The organism is Pelomonas nitida (assembly GCF_043555975.1).
GTDB lineage: Bacteria > Pseudomonadota > Gammaproteobacteria > Burkholderiales > Burkholderiaceae_C > Pelomonas > Pelomonas nitida.
Genome location: NZ_JBIGIA010000001.1, coordinates 276,017 through 298,524, shown reverse-complemented (window position 1 = coordinate 298,524; position 22,508 = coordinate 276,017). Strand labels below are relative to the sequence as shown.

Here is a 22,508-nt window from a genome sequence, read left to right as displayed (position 1 = left end):
GCAAGCAAGCCCTACGCCGGCTGCGGGAAGTAGCTGATGACCTGGACGACGCCGCCCTGCGGGTCCTGCAGCACGGCCATGCGGCCGATGGTGGGGATGTCGAACGGGCCGGCCAGCACCTTCGCGCCCAGGCCCCGGGCCTTGTCGGCCGTCGCGTCGCAGTTCTCGACCGTCACATACGCACCCCACAGCGCCGGCCCGGGCTGCTGCTGCGCCATGATGCCGCCGACACCCACGTCACCGACCTTGATGACGTGATAGGGGCCGTCGCCCATCGACATCGTGTCGAAACGCCAGCCGAACAAGGTGCCGTAGAACTCGCAGGCCTGCTTCGGGTCGGGGCTGGACAACTCGTTCCAGCTGAACGCGCCCGGGGTCATGTAGATGTCTTGATAGTCCTTCATCGCGATCTCCAGGGGGTGGAAAGGTCATCCTCGAAGGCGGACATGACAGCGTCAAGTGCGGCTCGTCAGGCCGCACAATTCCGGCCCATGACCGGTCTTGTCTTTCCCCACACTTTCGTGCCCTGGTTCCGTTCGGTGGCGCCCTATATCCACGCCTACCGTGGTGAAACCTTCGTCGTCGGCATGCCGGGCGAGCTGGTGGCGGCCGGCAAGCTGAACAACTTCGTGCAGGACCTGGCCATCCTGCACGCCATGGGCATCAAGATCGTGCTGGTGCATGGCTTTCGCCCGCAGGTGAACGAGCAACTGGCCGCCAAGGGCCAGAGCCCGCGCTTCAGCCACGGCCGGCGCGTGACCGATGCGGTCGCGCTGGACTGCGCCCAGGAGGCCGCCGGCCAGTTGCGCTTCGAGATCGAGGCCGCCTTCAGCCAGGGCCTGCCCAACACCCCGATGGCGAACGCCACCGTGCGGGTCGTTTCGGGCAACTTCCTGACGGCGCGCCCCGTCGGCATCGTCGACGGCGTCGATTTCCAGCACTCCGGGCTGGTCCGCAAGGTGGACGGGGCCGCCATCCAGCGCGCCATCGACATCGGCGCCATCGTGTTGCTGTCGCCGTTCGGTTTCTCGCCCACGGGCGAGGCGTTCAACCTCAGCATGGAGGATGTCGCCACGTCGACCGCCATCGCGCTGCAGGCCGACAAGCTGCTGTTCGTCTGCGAATCCGCCGGCGTGCCCGAAAACCCGGCCGACCCCGAAAGCCCCATCGACACCGAGCTGGCCCTGGCCGACGCCGAACGCATGGTGGCCAAGGCCGGCCCGGCCCCCGAACCGACCGACGTGGCCTTCTACCTGCGCCACTGCGCCGAGGCCTGCCGGGCGGGCGTCGAACGCTCGCACATCATCCCGTTCGCGGTGGATGGCGCGCTGCTGCAGGAGGTCTACACGCACGACGGCATCGGCACCATGGTCGTCGACGAGAAGCTGGAGAGCCTGCGTGAAGCCAGCTCCGACGACGTGGCCGGCATCATCCAGCTCATCGAGCCCTTCGAGCGCGACGGCACGCTGGTCAAGCGCAGCCGCACGGAGATCGAACGCGATGCGGAGCTCTATACCGTCATCGAGCACGACGGCGTCATCTTCGGTTGCGCGGCGCTTTATCCCTATGTTGAAGCCCGCACCGCGGAAATGGCGGCATTGACCGTATCCGCCGAAGTGCAGGGCCAGGGCGATGGCGATCGGTTGCTCAAGAGAATCGAACAGCGCGCCAAGGCGATGGGGCTGGACAGCATCTTCGTGCTGACCACGCGCACCATGCATTGGTTCATCAAACGCGGTTTCCAGCAGGTCGACCCCGAATGGCTGCCCGAGGAACGCAAGCGCAAATACAACTGGGACCGCCGCTCGCTCGTCCTCGTCAAACGATTCAACTAAGCCCTCCATCCCCTTGGATACGGCCCGCAAGCTAAAGTGCGGGCCGTTTTTCTTTCTCGCGTCTCAGGAGTCCTGCCATGCCCCGCACCGTTCAATGCGCCTATCTGAAGAAGGAAGCCGAAGGGCTGGACTTCCCGCCCTATCCCGTCCACACCGAGCTCGGCAAGAAGGTCTGGGAAAACGTCAGCAAGGAGGCCTGGGCCGCCTGGATGAAGCACCAGACCATGCTGGTCAACGAAAATCGCCTGAACCTCGCCGACCTGCGCGCCCGCCAATACCTGATGCGCCAGGCCGACCAATTCTTCTTCGGCGCCGGCGCCGAAACCGTGGCTGGCTACGTGCCGCCGGCCAACTGACATCTACGCGCCAAAACCCGCTTCGGCGCTGATTGGCGTTACCGGGTTTCCGACCACCGCCGGCTGATTTCCACTCGCGCCCGCAGCGCCCCGCCGCCCTGCTGGCCCACGCCACCACCACAGGCCCCGGCGGGGCCGGCGATACCTCTGTCGCCGGCACGCAAATACCGGCCCCGCCCGCGCGCCACCGCAGATCAACGCCTGCAGTTTCCAAAGGTAAGTGCGCCCTGCCGGCTCTGCACAGAAGCGGTGCTCGTGCATATGTCCATTTATTGCGGCGCAGGGCATACAGTTGCAAAGCAGTGGCGAAAATCGCTTGCATTTATGCCCAAACTCGCGATTTAATTCGGGCACGGAGATACTCGACCTGCCATAAGCTCGAGGCCTCCGAGGCCGCGCGGCCACCGCCGCGAGTCTCAACGCTCAAATCGCAACAGGAATAGCAGCATGTCCAGTCTCAAGGATCTCCTGGCCCAACGCGCCGCGCTGGATGAACAGATCAATCAAACCCAGGAACGCGAACGCAGCGAAGCCATCAACAAGGTTAAGTCGCTGATGACCGAATATGGCCTGTCGATTGCCGACCTCAGCGTGCGCACCCCGAAGCCGGTCAAGGTCTCCAAGGTCGCTGCGAAGTATCGCAACCAGGCCACGGGCGAAACCTGGAGCGGTCGCGGCCTGCAACCCAAATGGCTGAAGGCCGCGATTGCCGGCGGCGCCAAGCTGACCGATTTCGCCGTTTAATCGCTGCGCACCTCTTTGCGCTTGTTTGCACGTCTTCGGGGCGGCGACTGAACGCCTCCCCCTCAAATCAAGGGCCACCATTGCGGTGGCCTTTTTCATTTGCAGCGGCCACGCACCTAAACTCAGCCTCGTCACCGGTTGTTCCAGACGCAACGTTTGGATACGGGATTCCCCGCCACAACCGCCCCCCTGACGCCGAGATGAGATTGCCGCTATGCCTACCGCCGCCAGCGCCACGCCCTCTTCCCGCCCCGCCAGAACCTCGGCACGTTGCAACGGTCAGTGCTGAACCATGGCACTGCACGACAGCCTCGGCGGCGCGCTCGACACGCGGTCGTCCATGTCGACCCTCCCCGGAGGCCCTCCCTCCACCACCCCGCCCGCCGGTCCTCGTCGCATTCAGAGCCGCCGCGGGCTGCGACGCTGGCGCAGCACTGGGATTGCCGCACTGACGGGCATTGCCGGCGGCGCCGTCGTCGCCTGGACCCTCAGCGCCGGCGATCTGCCGACGACTCTTCGCCCCCCTCAGCCGAACGGCGCCATGCCGGCATCGGAGCTCTTCGTGCCGATGTTGCTGGCCGCGATTGGCCTGGCGACGCTGTGGCGACTGGGCGCCTGGCTGCTGCCACTGGTGATGGCCGGGCTGCTGGCGGGGTGCGCCCTGCCCCTGTGGTGCCACCCCGAGCTGCAGGCGTCGGCCTTGCTCGGTTCCGGCGCCGTGCTCGGCACCCTGGCGCTGCCGCTGCTGGCCGCACTGCTGAACCGCCGACTGCTGTACCGGCTGGGCGTCAATGGACGCCTGGCTGCCGGCAAGGACATCGCCGGCTTCGCGCTGCTGGCCGGCCTGGCGGCGCCGCTGCTCGCCGGCTTGCTCAGCCTGCCCCTGCTGCTCACAGGCGGCGTGCTCAGGCCCGAGGCTCAGTCGGGCGCGCTCGTGCTGGCCGGGGGCTGGGGGCTGGCCCTGCTGAGCACCGGCACGCTGCTGCAGGCCAGCACGTTGCGGCCACGACGCGACGAACGGCGGACCGGCCACCTGATTGCCGCTGCGGCCATCGCCGCGCAAGCGGCATCGCCCTGGCTACCCGGCAGCCCGGCTGCGCTGCTGGTCCCCCATCTGCTGCTGTGCCTGCACGCGCTGCAGGCCTCGCCGCGCCACAACGCGACGCTCGGCTTGGGGCTGCTGGCACTGTGGGCGCTGGGAACGCCCGCATCGCCGCTGTCGTGGGCCGCCGGAACCCTGCTGGCCCTGATGCCGCTGGCCATCATTACGCTCAACCAACGCCAGATGGGCGATCGCGACGCCTGGCGCGGCGCGCTCGACGCGCAGGGCCTCGCGCTGGCGGAATGGCAGTTGCCCGGGGGGCGGCACCATGCATCAGCCCGCTGGCTGACACTGACGGCGCCCATCGACCCCGATGCACGGGCGGGCAGCGCACCGCTGGACTGGGTGCGATCCGTCCACCCGCGAGACCGTGAGCCCGTGCGCCGCGCGCTGCGCGAGCTGATCGCAACCCCGGATGACGAGCGCGTGGTCATGTCGTTACGGCTGGCTGCGGACGGCGGCGACTGGCAATGGCACGAGCTGCGAGCCCACGCAGCCCAGCGCGACCGCCAGGGTCGCGCTCGCAGTCTCATCCTCACCCTGGCCGACATGACCTGGCAACGCACCGCCGAGGAGCGCGCGCGGCTGTCTGCCACGCTGTTTCAGCAAACCGTCGAAGGGCTGGCCGTCGTGGACTTGCAGTGGCGCATCGTCGACGTCAATCCGGCGTTCTGCGAACTGCTGCATGCTTCGCGGGAATCGCTTGTCGGCCGCCCCGCTGCGCCGCTGACCGCAGCCAATCTGCAACGCAGCGGCCGTGATCCGGCGGAACTGCAAGCCCTGATGAATAAAGGGCAGCCCTGGAGCGGACAGCTGAAGGTGGCACTGGAGGACGGCGGGGAACACATCTTCGCCACACGCCTGAGCCCCGTCCCGGAAGCCGCAGGCACCCACCCGCGCAGGTGCCTGCTGGGCCTCACCGATCTCGGGGAAAGCCTGCGCCAACAGGAGCAGGTGCGTCGCAGCCTGCGCTACGACGTCGCCACGGGACTGCCCAATCGCGACGAATTCGTACGGCTGATGCAGCAGGCCATGGCGGCGGCAAACCGGGACAACTTCAAGCTCGTGGTGGCCATCATCGACCTCGACGACTTCGGCCGGCTCAACGCCGAGCACGGCCAGCTCGTCGCGGATGCCGTACTGCTGCAGCTGAGCGCCCGGCTGCAAACCACGCTTCGCAGCGCTCGCGGCAACTGGCCCGACACGGCCGACCATCTCGCCCGCTTTCATGGCGACGAATTCGGCGTGCTGCTGCGCGTGCAGACGCCGGAGGAGGCGCAGCGCGCGGTCGACCGCCTTCTGCGACAGCTGTCGATGCCCGTGGCCTTGCGCGAAAGCCGCGTCGGCCAGGGCCTGGTGCTTGAAATCGGCGCCAGCATGGGCGCCACGGTCTATCCGCTGGACGACGCTGACCCGGAGACCCTGCTGCGCCATGCCGGGCACGCGCTCTACCGCGCCAAACATGCCGGTCGCCACCACGTGCAGTTCCATGACACGGCGCGAGACCAACGCGACGAAGCCGGCCTCATCGCCACCGCCCGCCTGCAGCAAGCCCTCGACGCCAACGAGCTGCTGCTGCACTACCAGCCGCAGATCGACCTTCGCACCGGCCAGGTGATGGGCGTCGAGGCCTTGCTGCGCTGGCAGCACCCCGAGCGTGGCCTGCTCACGCCCGCGCACTTCCTGCCGCAGCTGGAGGCCACCGGGCTGGCCGTGCAGGTGGGCGACTGGGTCATCGAACAAGCCTTGGCCCAGTCAGCGATCTGGCAGCACGCGGGCTTGAATGGCGGACGCGGCCTGCCGGTGAGCGTGAATGTCGGCGCCCGGCAGCTGAACCGCGCCGACTTTCCGCAGCGCCTGCAGGAACTGATGCAGCGCCAGGATGCCGCGGTCGCCCGGCTGCTGCACCTCGACGTGCTGGAGTCCGATGCGCTGGCGGAGACCGCCGCGACGCAGGCCCTGATCCAGCGCTGCATGCACCTCGGCGTGGGCATCGCGCTGGACGACTTCGGCGCGGGCTACTCGCATCTGGCCACGCTGAAACGGCTGTCCTTCGACACGCTGAAGCTGCATCGCAGCTATGTGCAGGGCATGCTGGGTGACGCGCAAGACCTGTCGCTCGTGGAGAGCGTCATCGGGCTGGGGCGCAACATCGGCTGCGCCGTGCTGGCCAAGGGCATCGAAAGCCGCGCCCACGCCCGTGAGCTGCTGCGCCTGGGCTGCCGCCTGGGCCAGGGCAACGGCATCGCGGCGGCGATGCCGCCAGCCAGCCTGCCGGGCTGGATCCAGGGCTTCACCGCTGACCACTGGATCGGCCAACTCAAGGCGCCCACGAAAGCCGGTCTTTAAACTGTCGGGGTGATTCCCCAAGGCTTCATCCACGATCTGCTGGCACGTGTCGACGTCGTCGAGGTGGTCGGCCGTCATGTCGACCTGAAGAAGGCCGGCATCAACCACAAAGGCCTGTGCCCTTTCCACGGCGAGAAGTCGCCCAGCTTCATCGTCAGCCCCAGCCGCCAGACCTACCACTGCTTCGGCTGCGGCGTGCACGGCAACGCCATCGGCTTCCTGATGGAGCACACCGGCGCGAGCTTCGTCGAAGCCGTGGAGGACCTGGCCCAGCAGGTCGGCATGGTGGTGCCACAGGACGAGCGCAGCCCCGAACAACGCGAGCGGGCCAAGGCCGAAAAGGAGAAGCAGCACAGCCTCACCGACGTGCTGGCCCGCGCCACCGAGTTCTACAAGGCGCAGCTGCGCAAGTCCGAGCGGGCCGTCGCCTACCTGAAGGGACGCGGCCTGACCGGGCAGATCGCCGCCCGCTTCGGCCTGGGTTATGCCCCGGAAGGCTGGCGTTCGCTGGCCAGTGGCTTCCCGTCCTACGACGACCCGCAGCTCGTCGAGTCCGGCCTCGTCATCACACCGGACGCCGGGCCGGGCGAGGAGCCCGGCGCCGCAACCGGCGGCCGAGGCGCGCAGTCCAGCAAGCGCTACGACCGCTTCCGCGACCGCGTCATGTTCCCGATCCGCAACGTGCAGGGCGACGTGATCGGCTTCGGCGGCCGCGTGCTGGACCGCGGCGAGCCCAAGTACCTGAACTCCCCGGAAACACCGGTCTTCAGCAAGGGGCGCGAGCTCTACGGGCTCTACGAAGCCCGCACCGCGCTGCGCCAGCGTGGCTATGCGCTGGTCGTCGAAGGCTATATGGACGTCGTCGCCCTGGCCCAGCACGGCTTTGGCAACGCCGTGGCGACGCTGGGCACGGCCTGCACGGCCGACCACGTCCACAAGCTCTTTCGCTTCACCGACAGCGTCGTCTTCAGCTTCGACGGTGATGCCGCCGGCCGTCGCGCCGCCGTGCGAGCCCTGGAGGCTGCCCTGCCCCATGTGACCGAGACGCGCACCGTCAAGTTCCTGTTCCTGCCACCCGAGCACGACCCGGACTCCTATGTTCGCGACCTCGGCGCCGAGGCGTTCGAGCGCTGCGTGGAGGGCGCCGTGCCGTTGTCGCGCCAGCTCGGCACGGTTGCGGGCGAAGGCTGCGATCTCGGCACGCCTGAGGGCCGTGCACGCATGCTCAAACAGGCCCACCCGCTGTGGAACCTGCTGCCCGACGGCCTGCTGCGCCGCCAGCTGCTGGGCGAGCTGGCCCGCCAGGGCCAGATGCCCGAAGCGGAGCTCCAGTCGCTGTGGCTGGGCGAACCTGCGCCCCCCCCGGCCACCGACCCGGAGCAAGCGGCCGCCCCAGACGGCCAGCCGGCATGGAAATCCAAGAGCAAGAGCGAGTGGAAGCCCAAGGGGGAATGGAAGCCCAAGGGCGAGTGGAAAGGCAAGCGCCGTGATGAGGAGCAGCGCCCGGCCGGGCCGCGCGCTACACCCGTCACACCCACCGACAACGCCGTACGGCTGCTGCTGCAGCACAGCGAGCTGTGGGAAGCGCTGGCCGAGGAAGACCGCTCGCTGCTGCACGACCTGCCCGGCACGCATGGCGAGCTGATCCACTGGCTGGAGCGCCACCTCACCCACCATGGCACCAGCCCGTGGGCCGTCATCGAGGCCGGCCTGGCGGCCGACGGCTTCGGCGACGCGCTGGGCCGGCTGGTCGGCCATGTGCAGGCGCTCGGCATCGAGGAATCCGACCCCGCCGGCGACCTGGGCCATGCCGTCTCGCGGCTGCGCTCGCAGACCTCGGCCCCCTTGCCTGGCGGCAGCGGCGCCTCCGACGAAGACCGCCGCCGGGCCCTCGAAGCGCTCGCCCGCACCCGGGAGCGGCACGGCATCACGGCGGCCAAACCGTCCGATCTTTGAACTGCCGACGAATTTCGCCGATAATCTCTCGTTTTCCGCGCGCGTCAACAAGAGTGACGGCAGAGAAATGCCGGACCCGGCCACCCATCGACACTGGGCAACTCATTCAAGAGTTTTGATGGCCAAAACACCCGCCAGCTCTGCATACCAAACGATCACGCCAGCTTGTTCGCGGCACGCCAGGGTCCCTCCACCACTCGACGGTCGATACCCCGGTGACGAAAGCCACCGCCCCAGCCCCGCCGGTCTTGACGACCCGCCCGGGCAGGTTGCGGTGGCTGCTGCATTTCCGATCTGAACCTTAGAACCTCCCGCGCACCTGCCGAAGGACCTGCATGACCGCCAAGAAGACCGCGACCAAGGCCAGCCCCGCTCCCGCCGAAGAGCTGAAGAAGAAGCCCGCCGCCAAGGCTGCGGCCGCCAAGACCGCCAAGGCGGGGGCGGACGAAGACAAGCCCAAGCGCGGCCGCAAGCCCAAGGCTGAAACCACGTCCAAGAAGGCCGGCAAGAAGGACGCCGACGAAGACGAGGACTTCTCCGACATCGACGCCGAAGTCGAAGGCGAAGCCGAGGAGCCCGAGGTCGAGGAAGCCGCCGCCGCGGAAGACACGCCCAAGGCCAAGCCACTGCGCATGAAGGTCAGCCGCGCCAAGGAGCGCGCGCTGATGCGGGAATTCGGCCTCGAAGAGACCGCGCTGACCGAGGAAGAAGCCCTCAAGCGCCGCAGCGAGCTGAAGACCCTCATCAAGATGGGCAAGACGCGGGGTTTCCTGACGCATCAGGAAATCAACGACCACTTGCCCGAGAAGCTGGTCAGCGAGGAAATCCTCGAAGCCATCGTGTCCATGCTCAACGACATGGGCATCGCGGTGTACGAGCAGGCGCCCGACGCCGCCACGCTGCTGATCCAGGGCAACACGACAGCCACGTCGACCGAAGAAGAAGCCGAAGAAGCTGCGGAAGCCGCGCTGTCGACGGTGGACTCCGAGTTCGGCCGCACGACCGACCCGGTGCGCATGTACATGCGCGAAATGGGCACGGTGGAACTGCTGACGCGTGAAGGCGAAATCGAGATCGCCAAGCGCATCGAAGGCGGCCTGCAGGCCATGATGCTGGCGATCTCGGCGTCCCCGACGACCATCGCCCACATCCTCGAGTTCGCCACCAAGATCCGCGCCGGCGAGATGCAGATCTCCGACGTCGTCGACGGCTTCGTCGCCGAAGACGAGGCCGACGACTACGTGGCCGAGGAAGACTTCGACGAGTTCGACGAGGAAGACGACGACGACGGCAATGGCGGCTCCAAGGCGCTGACCAAGAAGCTCGAAGAGCTGAAGAACGCCGCCCTGCTCAAGCTGGACTCCATGTCCGCCTCGTTCGACAAGATGCGCAAGGCCTTCGAGAAGGAAGGCTACAAGTCCGCCTCCTACAACAAGGCCCAGCAGGCCATCAGCAGTGAGCTGATGACGATCCGCTTCACGGTCAAGACCATCGAGAAGCTGTGCGACATCCTGCGCAGCCAGGTGGACGACGTGCGCCGCTACGAGCGCGAACTGCGCAAGATCGTCGTGGACAAGTGCGGCATGCCGCAGGAGCACTTCATCAAGACCTTCCCGCCCAACGCACTGAACCTGCAGTGGGCCGAGAAGGAAGTGGCGGCCGGCAAGCCCTACAGCGCCATCCTCGCGCGCAACCTGCCGCCCGTGCAGGAACTGCAGCAGAAGCTGACGGACATCCAGGCCAAGGCCGTCGTGCCGCTGGATGACCTGAAGGACATCAACAAGAAGATGAACGAGGGCGAGAAGGCCTCTCGTGACGCGAAGAAGGAAATGATCGAGGCCAACCTGCGCCTCGTGATCTCGATCGCCAAGAAGTACACCAACCGCGGCCTGCAGTTCCTCGACCTGATCCAGGAAGGCAACATCGGCCTAATGAAGGCGGTGGACAAGTTCGAATACCGCCGCGGCTACAAGTTCTCGACGTACGCCACGTGGTGGATCCGCCAGGCCATCACGCGCTCCATCGCCGACCAGGCCCGCACCATCCGCATCCCGGTTCACATGATCGAGACGATCAACAAGATGAACCGCATCTCGCGCCAGCACTTGCAGGAATTCGGCTACGAGCCGGACGCCCCGACGCTGGCCGAGAAGATGGAGATCCCGGAAGACAAGATCCGCAAGATCATGAAGATCGCCAAGGAGCCGATCTCCATGGAAACGCCGATCGGCGACGACGACGACAGCCACCTGGGCGACTTCATCGAGGACACCAACAACACGGCGCCCATCGAGGCCGCCATGCAGGCCGGCCTGCGCGACGTGGTGAAGGACATCCTCGACTCGCTGACGCCGCGCGAAGCCAAGGTGCTGCGCATGCGCTTCGGCATCGAAATGCAGAGCGACCACACGCTGGAAGAAGTCGGCAAGCAGTTCGACGTCACGCGTGAGCGCATCCGCCAGATCGAGGCCAAGGCCATCCGCAAGCTCAAGCACCCCAGCCGCTCGGACAAACTCCGCACGTACCTGGACAACCTGTAAAGGTTGGCCGGGAACGTGGCCGCCGCCAGGCGGTGCGGGCTGCACAGCAGCTCGCACGGCGTTTGCGGCGGGACTCGCACAGCGAGGCACGGCACAAGCTGCGCACACACCGACACATAGGCCGGCGCTCCCGGCCTTTTTTGCGTCCTACACTTCTTTTCATGACTGCGATCCGCGAGCGCACCGTCCTCTTCGCCGACCTGCGTGGCAGCACTGGGCTGTACGAATCCCTCGGCAACGCAGAGGCCAGCGGCCTCGTCACGCAAACCGTGAGCCAGATCAGCGAAGCCGTGCTGGAGAGCGGCGGCCACCTGATCAAGACGCTGGGCGATGGCCTGATGGCCGCCTTCGAGACGCCGCGCGACGGCGTGCGCTCGGCGCAGCGCATGCAGGAGCTGCTGGAGAAGACCGTGCAGCGCGCGCGCCGCCAGAGCAACCCCGCCATGCTGGCCCTGCGCCTGCAGGTGGCGCTGGCGCGCGGCGAAGTCGTGGAGCTCAACGGCGACTGCTTCGGCGATGCAGTGAACGTCGCAGCCCGGCTCATCGACCACGCCGGCGATGGCGAGATCCTCATCACCGACGAGGTGCTGGCCGGCCTGCACCACGCCTCCAAGGGGCGTTTCCGCAGCCTGGACCGCATTCCCGTGCGCGGGCGGGTGGAGCCGGTGCACGTCTATCGCCTGGATGCAGCGCCGCTCGTCAGCGCGGACGACACGGCGACGCAGTTCGGCGAACCCATGCGCTCTGTCGATCCCGACGGCATGCGCCTCGTGTGGCACGACCTGGACCGCGTGTTCGACATCGGCGCCATGCCCATCGTGCTGGGCCGCAGCGTGCAGGCGACCTACTGCATCACCGACGGCCGCGTGTCGCGCTCGCATGCCCGCATCGACTGGCAGGGCAGCAGCTTCGAGCTGACCGACCTCTCCTACAACGGCACCTATGTGCGCTTCGGCGATTCGGGCGAACTGCTGAGCCTCAAGCGCGGCAGCTGCACGCTGCATGGCCGCGGCGTCATCGGCCTCGGCGGCCCGCCTACCGACGAGCAATCACCCGTCGTGCGCTTCGAGGTGCTGCACTTCGCCGACACGGTGCCGCAAGGCCTGGGCAGCACGCGCCCTCGCCGCTGACCGCCCGCGCCCTGCTGATATGCCCTTCCTCCCCGAACCGCCGCAGCGCCACGGCGCCGGCCCCGCCGTCGAGACGGCCGTGTTGCTCGTCAACCTCGGCACGCCCGACGCGCCGACGGCGCCCGCGCTGCGCCGCTACCTGGCGCAGTTCCTGTCGGACCCGCGCGTCGTCGAGATCCCGCGGCTGCTGTGGGCACTGATCCTGCACGGCATCATCCTGCGCGTGCGCCCGGCCAAGTCGGCAGCGAAGTACGCCACCGTCTGGACGCCCGATGGCTCGCCGCTGAAGGTGTGGACCGAAAAACAGGCCAAGCTGCTGCAAGGCATGCTCGGCGAGCGCGGGTTGCGCGTGCGGGTCGCGCATGCGATGCGCTACGGCCAGCCGGCCATCGCGCACGCGCTCGACGCCCTCAAGCGCAAAGGCGTGCGCCGCGTGCTGGTGCTGCCGGCCTACCCGCAGTACTCCGGCGCGACGACGGCCAGCGTCATCGACGACGTGGCCCGCTGGGCGCTGCGCACGCGCCATGTGCCGGAGCTGCGCTTCATCAACCGCTACCACGATGACCCGGCCTACATCGCCGCGTTGGCGCAGACGGTGCGCGAACACTGGCAGCGCGAGGGTCGCGCCGACAAGCTGGTGATGAGCTTTCACGGCATGCCCGCCCGCACCTTGCAGCTCGGCGACCCGTATCACTGCGAATGCCTGAAGACCGGTCGCCTGCTGGCCGAGGCGCTGGGCCTGAAGGACGGCCAGTGGCTGGTCACCTTCCAGAGCCGCTTCGGCAAGGCCAAGTGGCTGGAGCCCTACACCGAACCCAGCCTCGTGAAGCTGGCCAAGGGCGGGCTGAAGACCGTCGATGTCATCTGCCCCGGGTTTGCGGCCGACTGCCTGGAGACGCTGGAGGAGATCGACCAGGAAGCGCGCGCCGCCTTCCTCGCGGCCGGTGGCCAGCGTTTCGGCTACATCGCCTGCCTGAACGACCACACGGCCGGCATGCGCGCGCTCACCGGCCTCGCGCAGAGGCATCTGCAGGGCTGGCCCCTCGACGCGCCGCACCCGGACACGCTGGCCCTGCAGCGCCAGCGCGCCCTCACCGCCGGAGCGAGCGAATGAGCGACGCGCCGGCCGGCATGCGCCTGGACAAATGGCTGTGGGCCGCCCGCTTCTACAAGACCCGCGCGCTGGCCGTCGACGAGATCAACCTGGGCCGCGTGCGGGTGGCCGGCCAGCCGGTCAAGCCGGCGCGTGACGTCAAGGTCGGCGACCTGCTGAGCGTGCGCACCGGCACGGTGGCGCGCGAGGTGGAGGTCAAGGGCCTGTCCCAGCAGCGCGGGCCGGCACCACAGGCGCAGCTGCTCTATGCCGAGACAGCCGCCAGCATCACCGCACGCGAGGCGGCCGCCGAGGCCAGGCGCCTGGCACCCGAGCCGGCCGCCAGCATCGAGCAGGGCCGCCCCACCAAGCAGGACCGCCGCCGGCTCGCCGACTGGGACCGCTGGTCCGCCGTGCTGGACGACGACGATCCGGGTTGACCCCGAGCAAACTTTTCCAATCCCCCTCTTGAAACCGGGACATCGCGCCTCAATTCGACGCGATTCGATCCTTTCATGCCATGACGACCGAAAACCCCCTGCCCGAAGACGGCGCCACCCCCCCCACGGCCGCCGACCTGAACCCCGAGATCAAGATTGCCGAGCTGGAGGGCCGCCTCGCCGAGATGAGCGACGCCTACCTGCGCGCCAAGGCTGAAGTCGAGAACGTGCGCCGCCGCGCCGACGAAGACATCGCCAAGGCCCGCAAGTTCGCCGTCGAGGCTTTCGCCGAGGCCATGCTGCCGGTGATGGACAGCCTGGAAGGCGCCATCGCGACGCCCGGCGCTGCCGCCGAGGTGGTGCTCGAAGGCGTGCACGCCACGCGCCGCCAGCTGGCCAGCGCGCTGGAGCGCAACAAGGTCATCGAGATCAACCCGGCCGCCGGCACGAAGTTCGATCCGCACCAGCACCAGGCCATCTCCATGGTGCCCGCCGACCAGGACGCCAACACGGTCGTCACCGTGCTGCAAAAGGGCTTCCTGATTGCCGACCGCGTGCTGCGGCCCGCGCTCGTGACGGTTGCCGCACCTCGCTAATGACTTGGGGACAGACCTTGGCGCGCAGCAACATGCTCTGTCCTCACTAGTTCACCTGCTGCCGTCCCTTGAAACGGCGCAAGTTATCCACAACTCGAAAACATCCAACAGATTCTTCAGGAGTTCCACATGGGAAAGATCATCGGCATTGACCTCGGCACCACCAACTCGTGCGTCGCGGTCATGGAAGGCAACACCACCCGCGTGATCGAAAACGCCGAAGGTGCCCGCACCACGCCGTCCATCATTGCTTACCAGGAAGACGGCGAGATCCTCGTCGGCGCCTCGGCCAAGCGCCAGTCGGTGACCAACCCGAAGAACACGCTGTACGCGGTGAAGCGCCTGATCGGCCGCAAGTTCGCCGAGAAGGAAGTGCAGAAGGACATCGACCTGATGCCCTACACCATCGCCGCTGCCGACAACGGTGACGCCTGGGTGGAAGTGCGCGGCAAGAAGTTCGCGCCGCCGCAGGTCAGCGCCGAAGTGCTGCGCAAGATGAAGAAGACGGCCGAGGACTACCTCGGCGAGGAAGTGACCGAAGCCGTCATCACGGTGCCGGCCTACTTCAACGACGCCCAGCGCCAGGCCACCAAGGACGCCGGCCGCATCGCCGGCCTGGACGTCAAGCGCATCATCAACGAGCCCACCGCTGCGGCCCTGGCCTTCGGCCTGGACAAGCACGGCAAGGGCGACCGCAAGATCGCCGTGTATGACCTGGGTGGCGGCACGTTCGACGTGTCCATCATCGAGATCGCCGACGTGGACGGCGAGAAGCAGTTCGAAGTGCTGTCGACCAACGGCGACACCTTCCTGGGCGGTGAAGACTTCGACCAGCGCATCATCGACTACATCGTCACCGAGTTCAAAAAGGAACAAGGCGTCGACCTGACCAAGGACGTGCTGGCCCTGCAGCGCCTGAAGGAAGCCGCCGAGAAGGCCAAGATCGAGCTGTCCAACTCGTCGCAGACCGACGTCAACCTGCCCTACATCACGGCCGACGCCTCGGGCCCGAAGCACCTGAACGTGAAGCTCACCCGCGCCAAGCTGGAGAGCCTGGTGGACGAGCTGATCGAGCGCACCATCGCGCCCTGCCGCATCGCCATCAAGGATGCCGGCGTGTCGGTGTCGGACATCGATGACGTGATCCTGGTCGGCGGCATGACCCGCATGCCCAAGGTGCAGGACAAGGTCAAGGAGTTCTTCGGCAAGGAGCCGCGCAAGGACGTCAACCCCGACGAGGCCGTGGCCGTCGGTGCCGCCATCCAGGGCCAGGTCCTGGGCGGCGAGCGCAAGGACGTGCTGCTGCTGGACGTCACCCCGCTGTCCCTGGGCATCGAGACCCTGGGCGGCGTGATGACGAAGATGATCAAGAAGAACACGACCATCCCGACCAAGTTCTCTCAGACCTTCTCGACCGCTGACGACAACCAGCCGGCCGTGACCATCAAGGTCTACCAGGGCGAGCGCGAGCTGGCCCAGGCCAACAAGTCGCTGGGCGAGTTCAACCTCGAAGGCATCCCGCCGGCACCGCGCGGCATCCCGCAGATCGAGGTCTCCTTCGACATCGACGCCAACGGCATCCTGCACGTCGGCGCCAAGGACAAGGGCACCGGCAAGGAAAACAAGATCACCATCAAGGCGAACTCGGGCCTGTCTGAGGCCGAGATCGAGAAGATGGTGAAGGACGCCGAAGCCAACGCGGCCGAGGACAAGAAGAAGGTCGAGCTGGTGCAGGCCCGCAACCAGGCCGACGGCCTGGTGCACAGCGTGCGCAAGTCCGTGGCCGAGCATGGCGACAAGCTGGATGCGGCCGAGAAGGACAAGATCGAAGCCGCCGCCAAGGACCTGGAAGAAGCCATCAAGGGCGACGACCAGGCGGCCATCGAGTCCAAGACCGAGGCGCTGATGACGGCCAGCCAGAAGCTGGGCGAGAAGATCTACGCTGACCAGCAGGCCGCCCAGGCCGCTGCGGGCGCCGCCGCCGGTGGCGCCGAGCAGCCGCAGGCCACGCAGTCCTCGTCCCATCAGGGCGAAACCAAGCGCCCGGCCGACGACAACGTCGTCGATGCCGAGTTCAAGGAAGTCAAGGACAGCAAGTAATCCTTCGACGACCTCGGCCCGGAAGCGTCCAGACGCATCCGGGCCTTTGCTGCTTTTGAGAGACGAGCATGGCTTCCAAGCGCGATTACTACGAGGTCCTCGGCGTCGCCAAGACCGCGTCCGAGGACGAGATCAAGAAGGCCTACCGCAAGCTGGCCATGAAGTTCCACCCTGACCGCAACCAGGGTGACGAAGCCAAGGCGGCCGAGGAGAAATTCAAGGAGGCCAAGGAGGCCTACGAGATGCTCTCCGATGCGCAAAAGCGCGCGGCCTACGACCAGTACGGCCATGCCGGCGTGGACCCCAACATGGGCGCCGGCCGTGGCGGCCCGGGCGCGGAAGGCTTTGGCGGCTTTGCCGAGGCCTTCGGCGACATCTTCGGCGACATCTTCGGCGGCCAGAGTGGCGGCCGCCGCGGCGGCGGCGGCCAGCAGGTCTATCGCGGCAGCGACCTCAGCTACGCGATGGAGATCACGCTGGAAGAAGCCGCCCGCGGCAAGGAAACGCAGATCCGCATCCCCAGCTGGGAAGGCTGCGAGACCTGCGGCGGCACGGGCGCCAAGCCGGGCACCAGCGCCAAGAGCTGCGGCTCATGTGGGGGCTCCGGCACCGTGCACATGCGCCAGGGCTTCTTCAGCATCCAGCAGACCTGCCCGCACTGCCACGGCACCGGCAAGATCATTCCCGACCCCTGCACCAGCTGCAACGGCCAGGGCAAGGTCAAGAAGCAGAAGACGCTGGAGGTCAAGATCCCGGCCGGCATCAACGAGGGCATGCGCATCCGCTCGGCGGGCAATGGCGAGCCCGGCGTGAACGGCGGCCCGGCGGGCGACCTCTACATCGAGATCCGCATCAAGCAGCACGACCTCTTCGAGCGCGACGGCGACGACCTGCACTGCACCATGCCCGTCTCGCTCGTCACGGCGGCGCTGGGCGGCAGCATCGAGGTGCCCACGCTGGGCGGCAAGGCCGAGATCGAGCTGCCCGAGGGCACGCAGCACGGCAAGACCTTCCGCCTGCGCGGCAAGGGCATCAAGGGCGTGCGCTCCAGCTACCCCGGCGACCTGTACTGCCACATCGCCGTGGAGACGCCGGTCAAGCTCACCGAGCACCAGAAGAAGCTGCTCAAGGAGCTCGACGAATCGCTCAAGAAGGGCGGCGAGAAGCACTCGCCCAATGCCAAGAGCTGGACGGACCGGGTCAAGGACCTGTTCAAGTAAGCCCGCGCTCACGCGCCAAGCCGCAGCGGCCCGCCCGGGCCCTGCGGCTTTTTTTGTGTCAAGGGGTCGGCCCGACTGCATCCGCACGGCCCTGCGCCTAAAGTCACGTCAGGCCCTCACTCCAGGCAAACCAGCTCACGCTGCCGGTTGACGACGTCCTACAGTCAACGGGTTGCCCGACCGATGACCCACCCGTGACCCGTACGAAGCGCGCGCCCACCCAACATCCCGGCCCCGGGCCGGTCATGGGGGTCGCATGTTCCTGATGGACGACACCATCCAGGACGCGTCGGCACTCATCATCGACAGCAATGCCACCTCACGCAGCCTGATGTCTGCGCAGCTGCGCGACCTGGGCGTCGGCACGGTGCGCCAGACGCCGCGCGTGAAGGATGCCCGCGTCATGCTGGAGCACCAGACCTTCGACATCGTGCTGTGCGACTACCACTTCGGTGGCACGGACGCGTCGGGGCAGGACCTGCTGGACGAACTGCGCCGCGAGGGCCTGCTGCCCTACTCCACCGTCTTCGTCATGGTGACCAGCGAAGCCACCTACGCCAAGGTGGCGGAGGCCGCCGAGGCGGCGCTGGACGCCTACCTGATCAAGCCCTACACCAGCGCCAACCTCGCCGAGCGGCTGGCCAGCGCCCGCTTGCGCAAGCGCATCCTGAAGGACATCTTCGAGGCCATCGAAAACCAGGATTTCGAGACGGCCGCCAACCTGTGCCTGGCGCGTTTCGAAGCCAAGGGCAAGTACTGGCTGTACGCCGCACGCATCGGCGCCGAGCTGCTGTTGCGGCTCAAGCGTTTCGATGACGCCCGGCTGCTGTACGAAGCCATCATCGCCGCCAAGACCGTGCCCTGGGCGCGGCTGGGTGTCGCGCGCGCCGAAGTGGCCAGCGGCAATCTGCAGAAGGCCCGGCGCACGCTGGAGAACCTCATCGGCGAGCTGCCCGACTACGCGGACTCCCACGACCTGATGGGCCATGTGCAGATGGAGCAGGGCGACCTGCAAGAAGCGCTGAAGACCTACCAGATCGCCACCACGCTGACGCCGGGCTGCCTGCTGCGGCTGCAGCGCTGCGGGGCGCTGGGTTTTTATGCCGGGCAGCGCGAGGAGGCGCTGCGCATGCTGGAGCGCGCCATGTCGCAAGGCCTGCGCTCCAAGCTGTTCGACATGCTCAGCCTCGTGCTTGTCGGCCTCATGCGCTTCGACCAGAAAGACTTCAAAGGCTTCAAGTACGCCCACGACGCGCTGACCGCCGCGATGGAACGCGCCCCGGGCTCCATCCGGCTGCGTCGCTTCGACCTCGTCTTTCGCGGCCTCGCGTTCTTGCTGGAGCGCCGCGTCGGCCAGGCGCTCGTGATGGCGCGCGAGTTCACCGCTCATGCCGACGAGGGTAATTTCGACCTCGAAGCTGCGTCGCTGCTGACGGCGCTGTGGATCCGCCTGTCCAGCCAGGAAGTCGAGCTCGAGGAGATGATGCCCATCCTGAAGACCCTGGGCATGCGGCACTGCTCGGCCAAGGCCAGCACCGAGATCCTGGTGGCCATCTCCGAGGCGCACCAGGGCGCGGTCGACCAGTTCCGTGACTGCCACCATCAGATCTTCAGCGTCGCCGAAACGGCGATGCGCCACTCCATGCGCGGCACGGCCAAGGTGGCGGTGGAGCTGCTCATCCAGCAGGGCGGCTTGACGCGTAACGCCAAGCTCATCGACATGGCCGGCCTGGTGCTCAAGCGCCATGCCGACAAGATCGAAGAAGCCGCCGAGCTGGCCGTGCGCATCGAGGACCTGCACGCCCGCTATGTGCTGCCCATGGGCAGCGATCACGCCAAGGCCCGCGCAACCGGCGGGCTGGCGCTGCGCACCCATTCCACGCCGGCCGCGGCCTGAAGGTTCACCACCGTTTTTCCCGAGGCTTGCCGTCATGCGGCGCCGCGAGAATGCAGCCGGCCGTTCCCTCCTCCGCCCGGCCCCTACCAGCCCTTCCCTCGCCACCTAGCCGATGTCCCTGCCCGCCCGCCTGCTGTCCTGGTTCCGCCCCGACACCTCCCGCCCCCTCACCCAGGCCTGGCTGGCCGCGCTGTGGATGGGCTTGCTGGCCAACTGGCCGCTGTGGAAGCAGTTGCAGGCCCAGCCCGGCATCGGCATCGGCTTCACGCTGGCCTTCGCCGGCATGGTGGTGGCCGCCACCGGCGCCGTGCTGAGCCTGCTGGCCTGGCCGCGGCTCATCAAGGGCGTGCTCGTCGTGCTGCTGCTGAGTGCCGGCTCGCTCGCCTACTTCATCGGCAGCTACGGCATCGTGTTCGATCCCACCATGGTCGTGAACATGGCGCAGACCGACGTGCGCGAAACCCGCGACCTGCTGAGCTGGAAGCTGTTCGCCAGCCTGATCGTGCTGGGCGCCCTGCCCGCCTGGTGGCTGCTGCGTCGGCCCAAGGCGCCGGCGCAATCGGCCGGCAAACGGCTGGGCGGCAATCTGGCCAGCTTCGGCCTGGGCCTGGTGGCCATGGTGGTGCTCGCGATCAGCGTGTTCGCGACGCTGTCCTCGACCATGCGCAACAACAAGTCCATCCGCTACATGGTCACGCCGCTGAACGCCGTGTACTCGGTCAGCATCGTCGGCGTGCGCAGCCTGTCCGGCCCCAAGGGCCCGCCGGTCGTCATCGGCGCCGATGCTCATCTGCTGCCGCGCGCCGAAGGCAGCAAGCCGCCGCTGCTGCTGTTGGTCGTCGGCGAGACGGCGCGGTCGATGAACTTCAGCCTCAACGGCTACGCGCGCAACACCAACCCGGAACTGTCGAAACTGCCGGTCGTCAGCCTGAAGGACGTGAGCTCCTGCGGCACCGCCACGGCCGCCTCGCTGCCCTGCATGTTCGCGCCGCAGGGGCGCGGCGGCTTCAATGCCGACAAGCCGCAGGAGAACCTGCTCGACGTGCTGCAGCGCGCCGGCCTGGCCGTGCTGTGGCTGGACAACCAGAGCGGCTGCAAAGGCCTGTGCGACCGCGTGCCCAACAGCCCCACGTCCAAGCTGCCCGAGGGTGCCGCGCCGCTGCCGGGCAGCCTGTGCCACAAGGACGAACTCGACGGCGACGAGTGCTTCGACGAGGCGCTGCTGCACGAGCTGGACAAGCGCATCGCCGCACTGGACCCCGAGCGCGTCAAGCGCGGCCTCGTGCTGGTCATGCACCAGATGGGCAGCCACGGCCCCGCCTACTTCAAGCGTTCGCCCGACGACCTCAAGGCCTTCCTGCCCGAGTGCAAGAGCAACCAGCTGCAATCCTGCGAACGCCAGCAGGTCGTCAACGGGTACGACAACACGCTGGTGACGACCGACCGCCTGCTGGCCCGCTCCATCGCCTGGCTGCAGACGCAGCAGGCCTTCGATGTCGGCATGCTCTACGTCTCCGACCATGGCGAATCGCTGGGCGAGAACGGCCTCTACCTGCACGGCATGCCCTACGCGATGGCGCCGGCCGAGCAGACGCATGTGCCCATGATCCTGTGGGTGCCCGAGAACGGCGCGCTGGCCGCGTCACTGAAGCCCGGCTGCCTGGCTGCGCTGCGTGACAAGCCGGCGTCGCACGACAACCTGTTCCACACCACGATGGGCTGGGTGGGCGCGCGGGCGGATGTCTACAAGCCGGAGTGGGACTTGCTGGCGGGTTGCCGAAACTGAAGACCTTGCGGGACAGACCGCCCGAGCGCAGCGAGTAGCTCTGTCCCCAACCGACTAAAAAAGATCCCCCTGCGCCGACGGCTTGCGTGGCCGGTTGAACAGCGCCAGCTGCACCGGCCGGCGCTCGGTGCGCAACCCCAGCTTGGCGGCAGCCCGACGCAGGCGCGCGCGCAGCAGCTCGGCCCACACGCCCTCACCCGTGAAGCGCGTACCGAAGCGGGCGTCGTTGTCCTTGCCGCCGCGCATGTCGCGGATGCGGGCCATCACGCGGTCGGCACGGTCGGGGAAGTGCTGCCGCAGCCAGTCCTGGAACAACGGGTTCACCTCCCAGGGCAGCCGCACCGGGATGCTGAAGGCGCTTTGCGCGCCAGCCTCGGCGGCGGCTTCGAGGATGCGCTCCAGCTCCGGCTCGTTGATGAACGGGATGATGGGCGACACGCTGACGCCCACCGGCACGCCGGCATCCGCCAACGCCTTGATCGTGCGCAGCCGCCGCGCCGGCGCTGCCGCGCGCGGCTCCAGGATGCGGGCCAGATCGTTGTCCAGCGTCGTGACCGACAGGTAGACCGACACCAAGCCTTGCGCGGCCAGGGGCGCGATGAGGTCGAGGTCGCGCTCGATGCCGCTGCTCTTCGTGACGACGGAGAACGGGTGCTGCGCCTCGGCCAGCACCTCGACGATGCGGCGGGTGATGCAGAGGCGGCGCTCGACGGGCTGGTAGGCGTCTGTCGCCGTGCCGAGCACCAGCGAGCGCGGCTCGTAGCGTGGCGACGCCAGCGTCTCGCGCAGGCGTTCGGCGGCGTTGATTTTGGCGACGATGCGGGTCTCGAAATCCAGCCCCGGCGAGAGGTTCAGGTAGCTGTGCGTGGGCCGCGCGAAGCAGTACACGCAGCCGTGCTCGCAGCCGCGATACGGGTTGATCGAATAGTCGAAGGAGATGTCGGGCGACTGGTTGCTGGTGACGATCTTTTTGGCCAGCTCCTCGATGACTTGCGTGGCAACGGGCACATGCTCCTCGGCGGCCTGCTGGTCCAGCGAGCCCCAGCCGTCGTCATACTGCTCGCGCTCGCGCTGCTCGAACCGGTGCGGCATGGCCGTGGCCGTGCCGCGGCCCTTGATGGCGTCGATGGGGACCAGCGCCGGCTGGGCGGTGGCGATGCGGGATGGCGTGCGCGACATGCTGTAAATATATACAGCATTCAATGGCTGCGCTTGCAGACACGGCGCGCCAGCCCGGCTGGGCGCCCGGCGCAGCGCACCAGCCCGCGCAGCGTGCCTCTGCGGTTCACGCCGCGCCGCAAGGGCGACCAGTGATTGACGAAGGCGCCGCCCCCATGACCTCAGGGTAGACCCCCATCCCGTCA

General features: G+C 67.6%; 16 protein-coding genes. 14 read left to right on the top strand and 2 right to left on the bottom strand.

Features of this window, described 5'->3' with window-relative positions:
- Positions 1 to 11 precede the first annotated feature (11 nt).
- Positions 12 to 404: a VOC family protein gene (locus tag ACG00X_RS01310; RefSeq protein WP_394486121.1), complete on the bottom strand. Its 393-nt coding sequence runs from the start codon at positions 402 to 404 to the stop codon at positions 12 to 14.
- 87 nt (positions 405 to 491) lie between these two features.
- On the opposite strand from ACG00X_RS01310, the gene argA reads away from it, so the two are divergent.
- The 14 genes from argA (at position 492) to ACG00X_RS01240 (ending at position 21,144) form a co-directional block, all read left to right on the top strand.
- Complete coding sequence (argA, locus tag ACG00X_RS01305; protein ID WP_394486120.1) at positions 492 to 1,835, top strand: amino-acid N-acetyltransferase; 1,344 nt, start codon at positions 492 to 494, stop codon at positions 1,833 to 1,835.
- A gap of 77 nt (positions 1,836 to 1,912) precedes the next feature.
- Positions 1,913 to 2,191, top strand: a complete 279-nt coding sequence (locus tag ACG00X_RS01300; RefSeq protein ID WP_394486119.1) for an oxidative damage protection protein — start codon at positions 1,913 to 1,915, stop codon at positions 2,189 to 2,191.
- Between the two features lie 447 nt (positions 2,192 to 2,638).
- Complete coding sequence (locus ACG00X_RS01295) at positions 2,639 to 2,935, top strand: H-NS histone family protein (protein ID WP_394486118.1); 297 nt, start codon at positions 2,639 to 2,641, stop codon at positions 2,933 to 2,935.
- A gap of 541 nt (positions 2,936 to 3,476) precedes the next feature.
- Complete coding sequence (locus tag ACG00X_RS01290; RefSeq protein WP_394486117.1) at positions 3,477 to 6,386, top strand: putative bifunctional diguanylate cyclase/phosphodiesterase; 2,910 nt, start codon at positions 3,477 to 3,479, stop codon at positions 6,384 to 6,386.
- Between the two features lie 9 nt (positions 6,387 to 6,395).
- Positions 6,396 to 8,342, top strand: coding sequence for a DNA primase (dnaG, locus tag ACG00X_RS01285; RefSeq protein WP_394486116.1), 1,947 nt, complete (start codon positions 6,396 to 6,398; stop codon positions 8,340 to 8,342).
- Between the two features lie 335 nt (positions 8,343 to 8,677).
- Positions 8,678 to 10,882 carry an RNA polymerase sigma factor RpoD gene (rpoD, locus tag ACG00X_RS01280; RefSeq protein ID WP_394486115.1) on the top strand — a complete coding sequence of 735 codons (2,205 nt, stop codon included), beginning with the start codon at positions 8,678 to 8,680 and terminating at the stop codon, positions 10,880 to 10,882.
- Between the two features lie 161 nt (positions 10,883 to 11,043).
- Positions 11,044 to 12,012 (top strand): adenylate/guanylate cyclase domain-containing protein, encoded by a 969-nt coding sequence (locus tag ACG00X_RS01275; protein ID WP_394486114.1) that lies wholly within the window; start codon positions 11,044 to 11,046, stop codon positions 12,010 to 12,012.
- Between the two features lie 19 nt (positions 12,013 to 12,031).
- The gene (gene hemH, locus ACG00X_RS01270) at positions 12,032 to 13,126 is read left to right on the top strand and encodes a ferrochelatase (RefSeq protein WP_394486113.1); all 1,095 of its coding nucleotides are present in this window, start codon (positions 12,032 to 12,034) and stop codon (positions 13,124 to 13,126) included.
- The gene (locus ACG00X_RS01265) at positions 13,123 to 13,545 is read left to right on the top strand and encodes an RNA-binding S4 domain-containing protein (RefSeq protein WP_394486112.1); all 423 of its coding nucleotides are present in this window, start codon (positions 13,123 to 13,125) and stop codon (positions 13,543 to 13,545) included. The genes hemH and ACG00X_RS01265 overlap by 4 nt, the downstream gene beginning before the upstream one ends.
- Positions 13,546 to 13,625: 80 nt before the next feature.
- Positions 13,626 to 14,141 carry a nucleotide exchange factor GrpE gene (grpE, locus tag ACG00X_RS01260; protein ID WP_394486111.1) on the top strand — a complete coding sequence of 172 codons (516 nt, stop codon included), beginning with the start codon at positions 13,626 to 13,628 and terminating at the stop codon, positions 14,139 to 14,141.
- A 129-nt stretch (positions 14,142 to 14,270) separates the two neighbouring features.
- Complete coding sequence (gene dnaK / locus ACG00X_RS01255; protein ID WP_394486110.1) at positions 14,271 to 16,241, top strand: molecular chaperone DnaK; 1,971 nt, start codon at positions 14,271 to 14,273, stop codon at positions 16,239 to 16,241.
- Positions 16,242 to 16,309: 68 nt separating this feature from the next.
- Positions 16,310 to 17,461 (top strand): molecular chaperone DnaJ, encoded by a 1,152-nt coding sequence (gene dnaJ / locus ACG00X_RS01250; RefSeq protein WP_394486109.1) that lies wholly within the window; start codon positions 16,310 to 16,312, stop codon positions 17,459 to 17,461.
- A gap of 265 nt (positions 17,462 to 17,726) precedes the next feature.
- Positions 17,727 to 19,358 carry a response regulator gene (locus ACG00X_RS01245; protein ID WP_394486108.1) on the top strand — a complete coding sequence of 544 codons (1,632 nt, stop codon included), beginning with the start codon at positions 17,727 to 17,729 and terminating at the stop codon, positions 19,356 to 19,358.
- Positions 19,359 to 19,470: 112 nt separating this feature from the next.
- Positions 19,471 to 21,144: a phosphoethanolamine transferase gene (locus tag ACG00X_RS01240; protein ID WP_394486107.1), complete on the top strand. Its 1,674-nt coding sequence runs from the start codon at positions 19,471 to 19,473 to the stop codon at positions 21,142 to 21,144.
- A gap of 54 nt (positions 21,145 to 21,198) precedes the next feature.
- On the opposite strand, the gene ACG00X_RS01235 is transcribed toward ACG00X_RS01240, so the two are convergent.
- Positions 21,199 to 22,323, bottom strand: coding sequence for a PA0069 family radical SAM protein (locus tag ACG00X_RS01235; protein WP_394486106.1), 1,125 nt, complete (start codon positions 22,321 to 22,323; stop codon positions 21,199 to 21,201).
- Between the last annotated feature and the right edge of the window lie 185 nt (positions 22,324 to 22,508).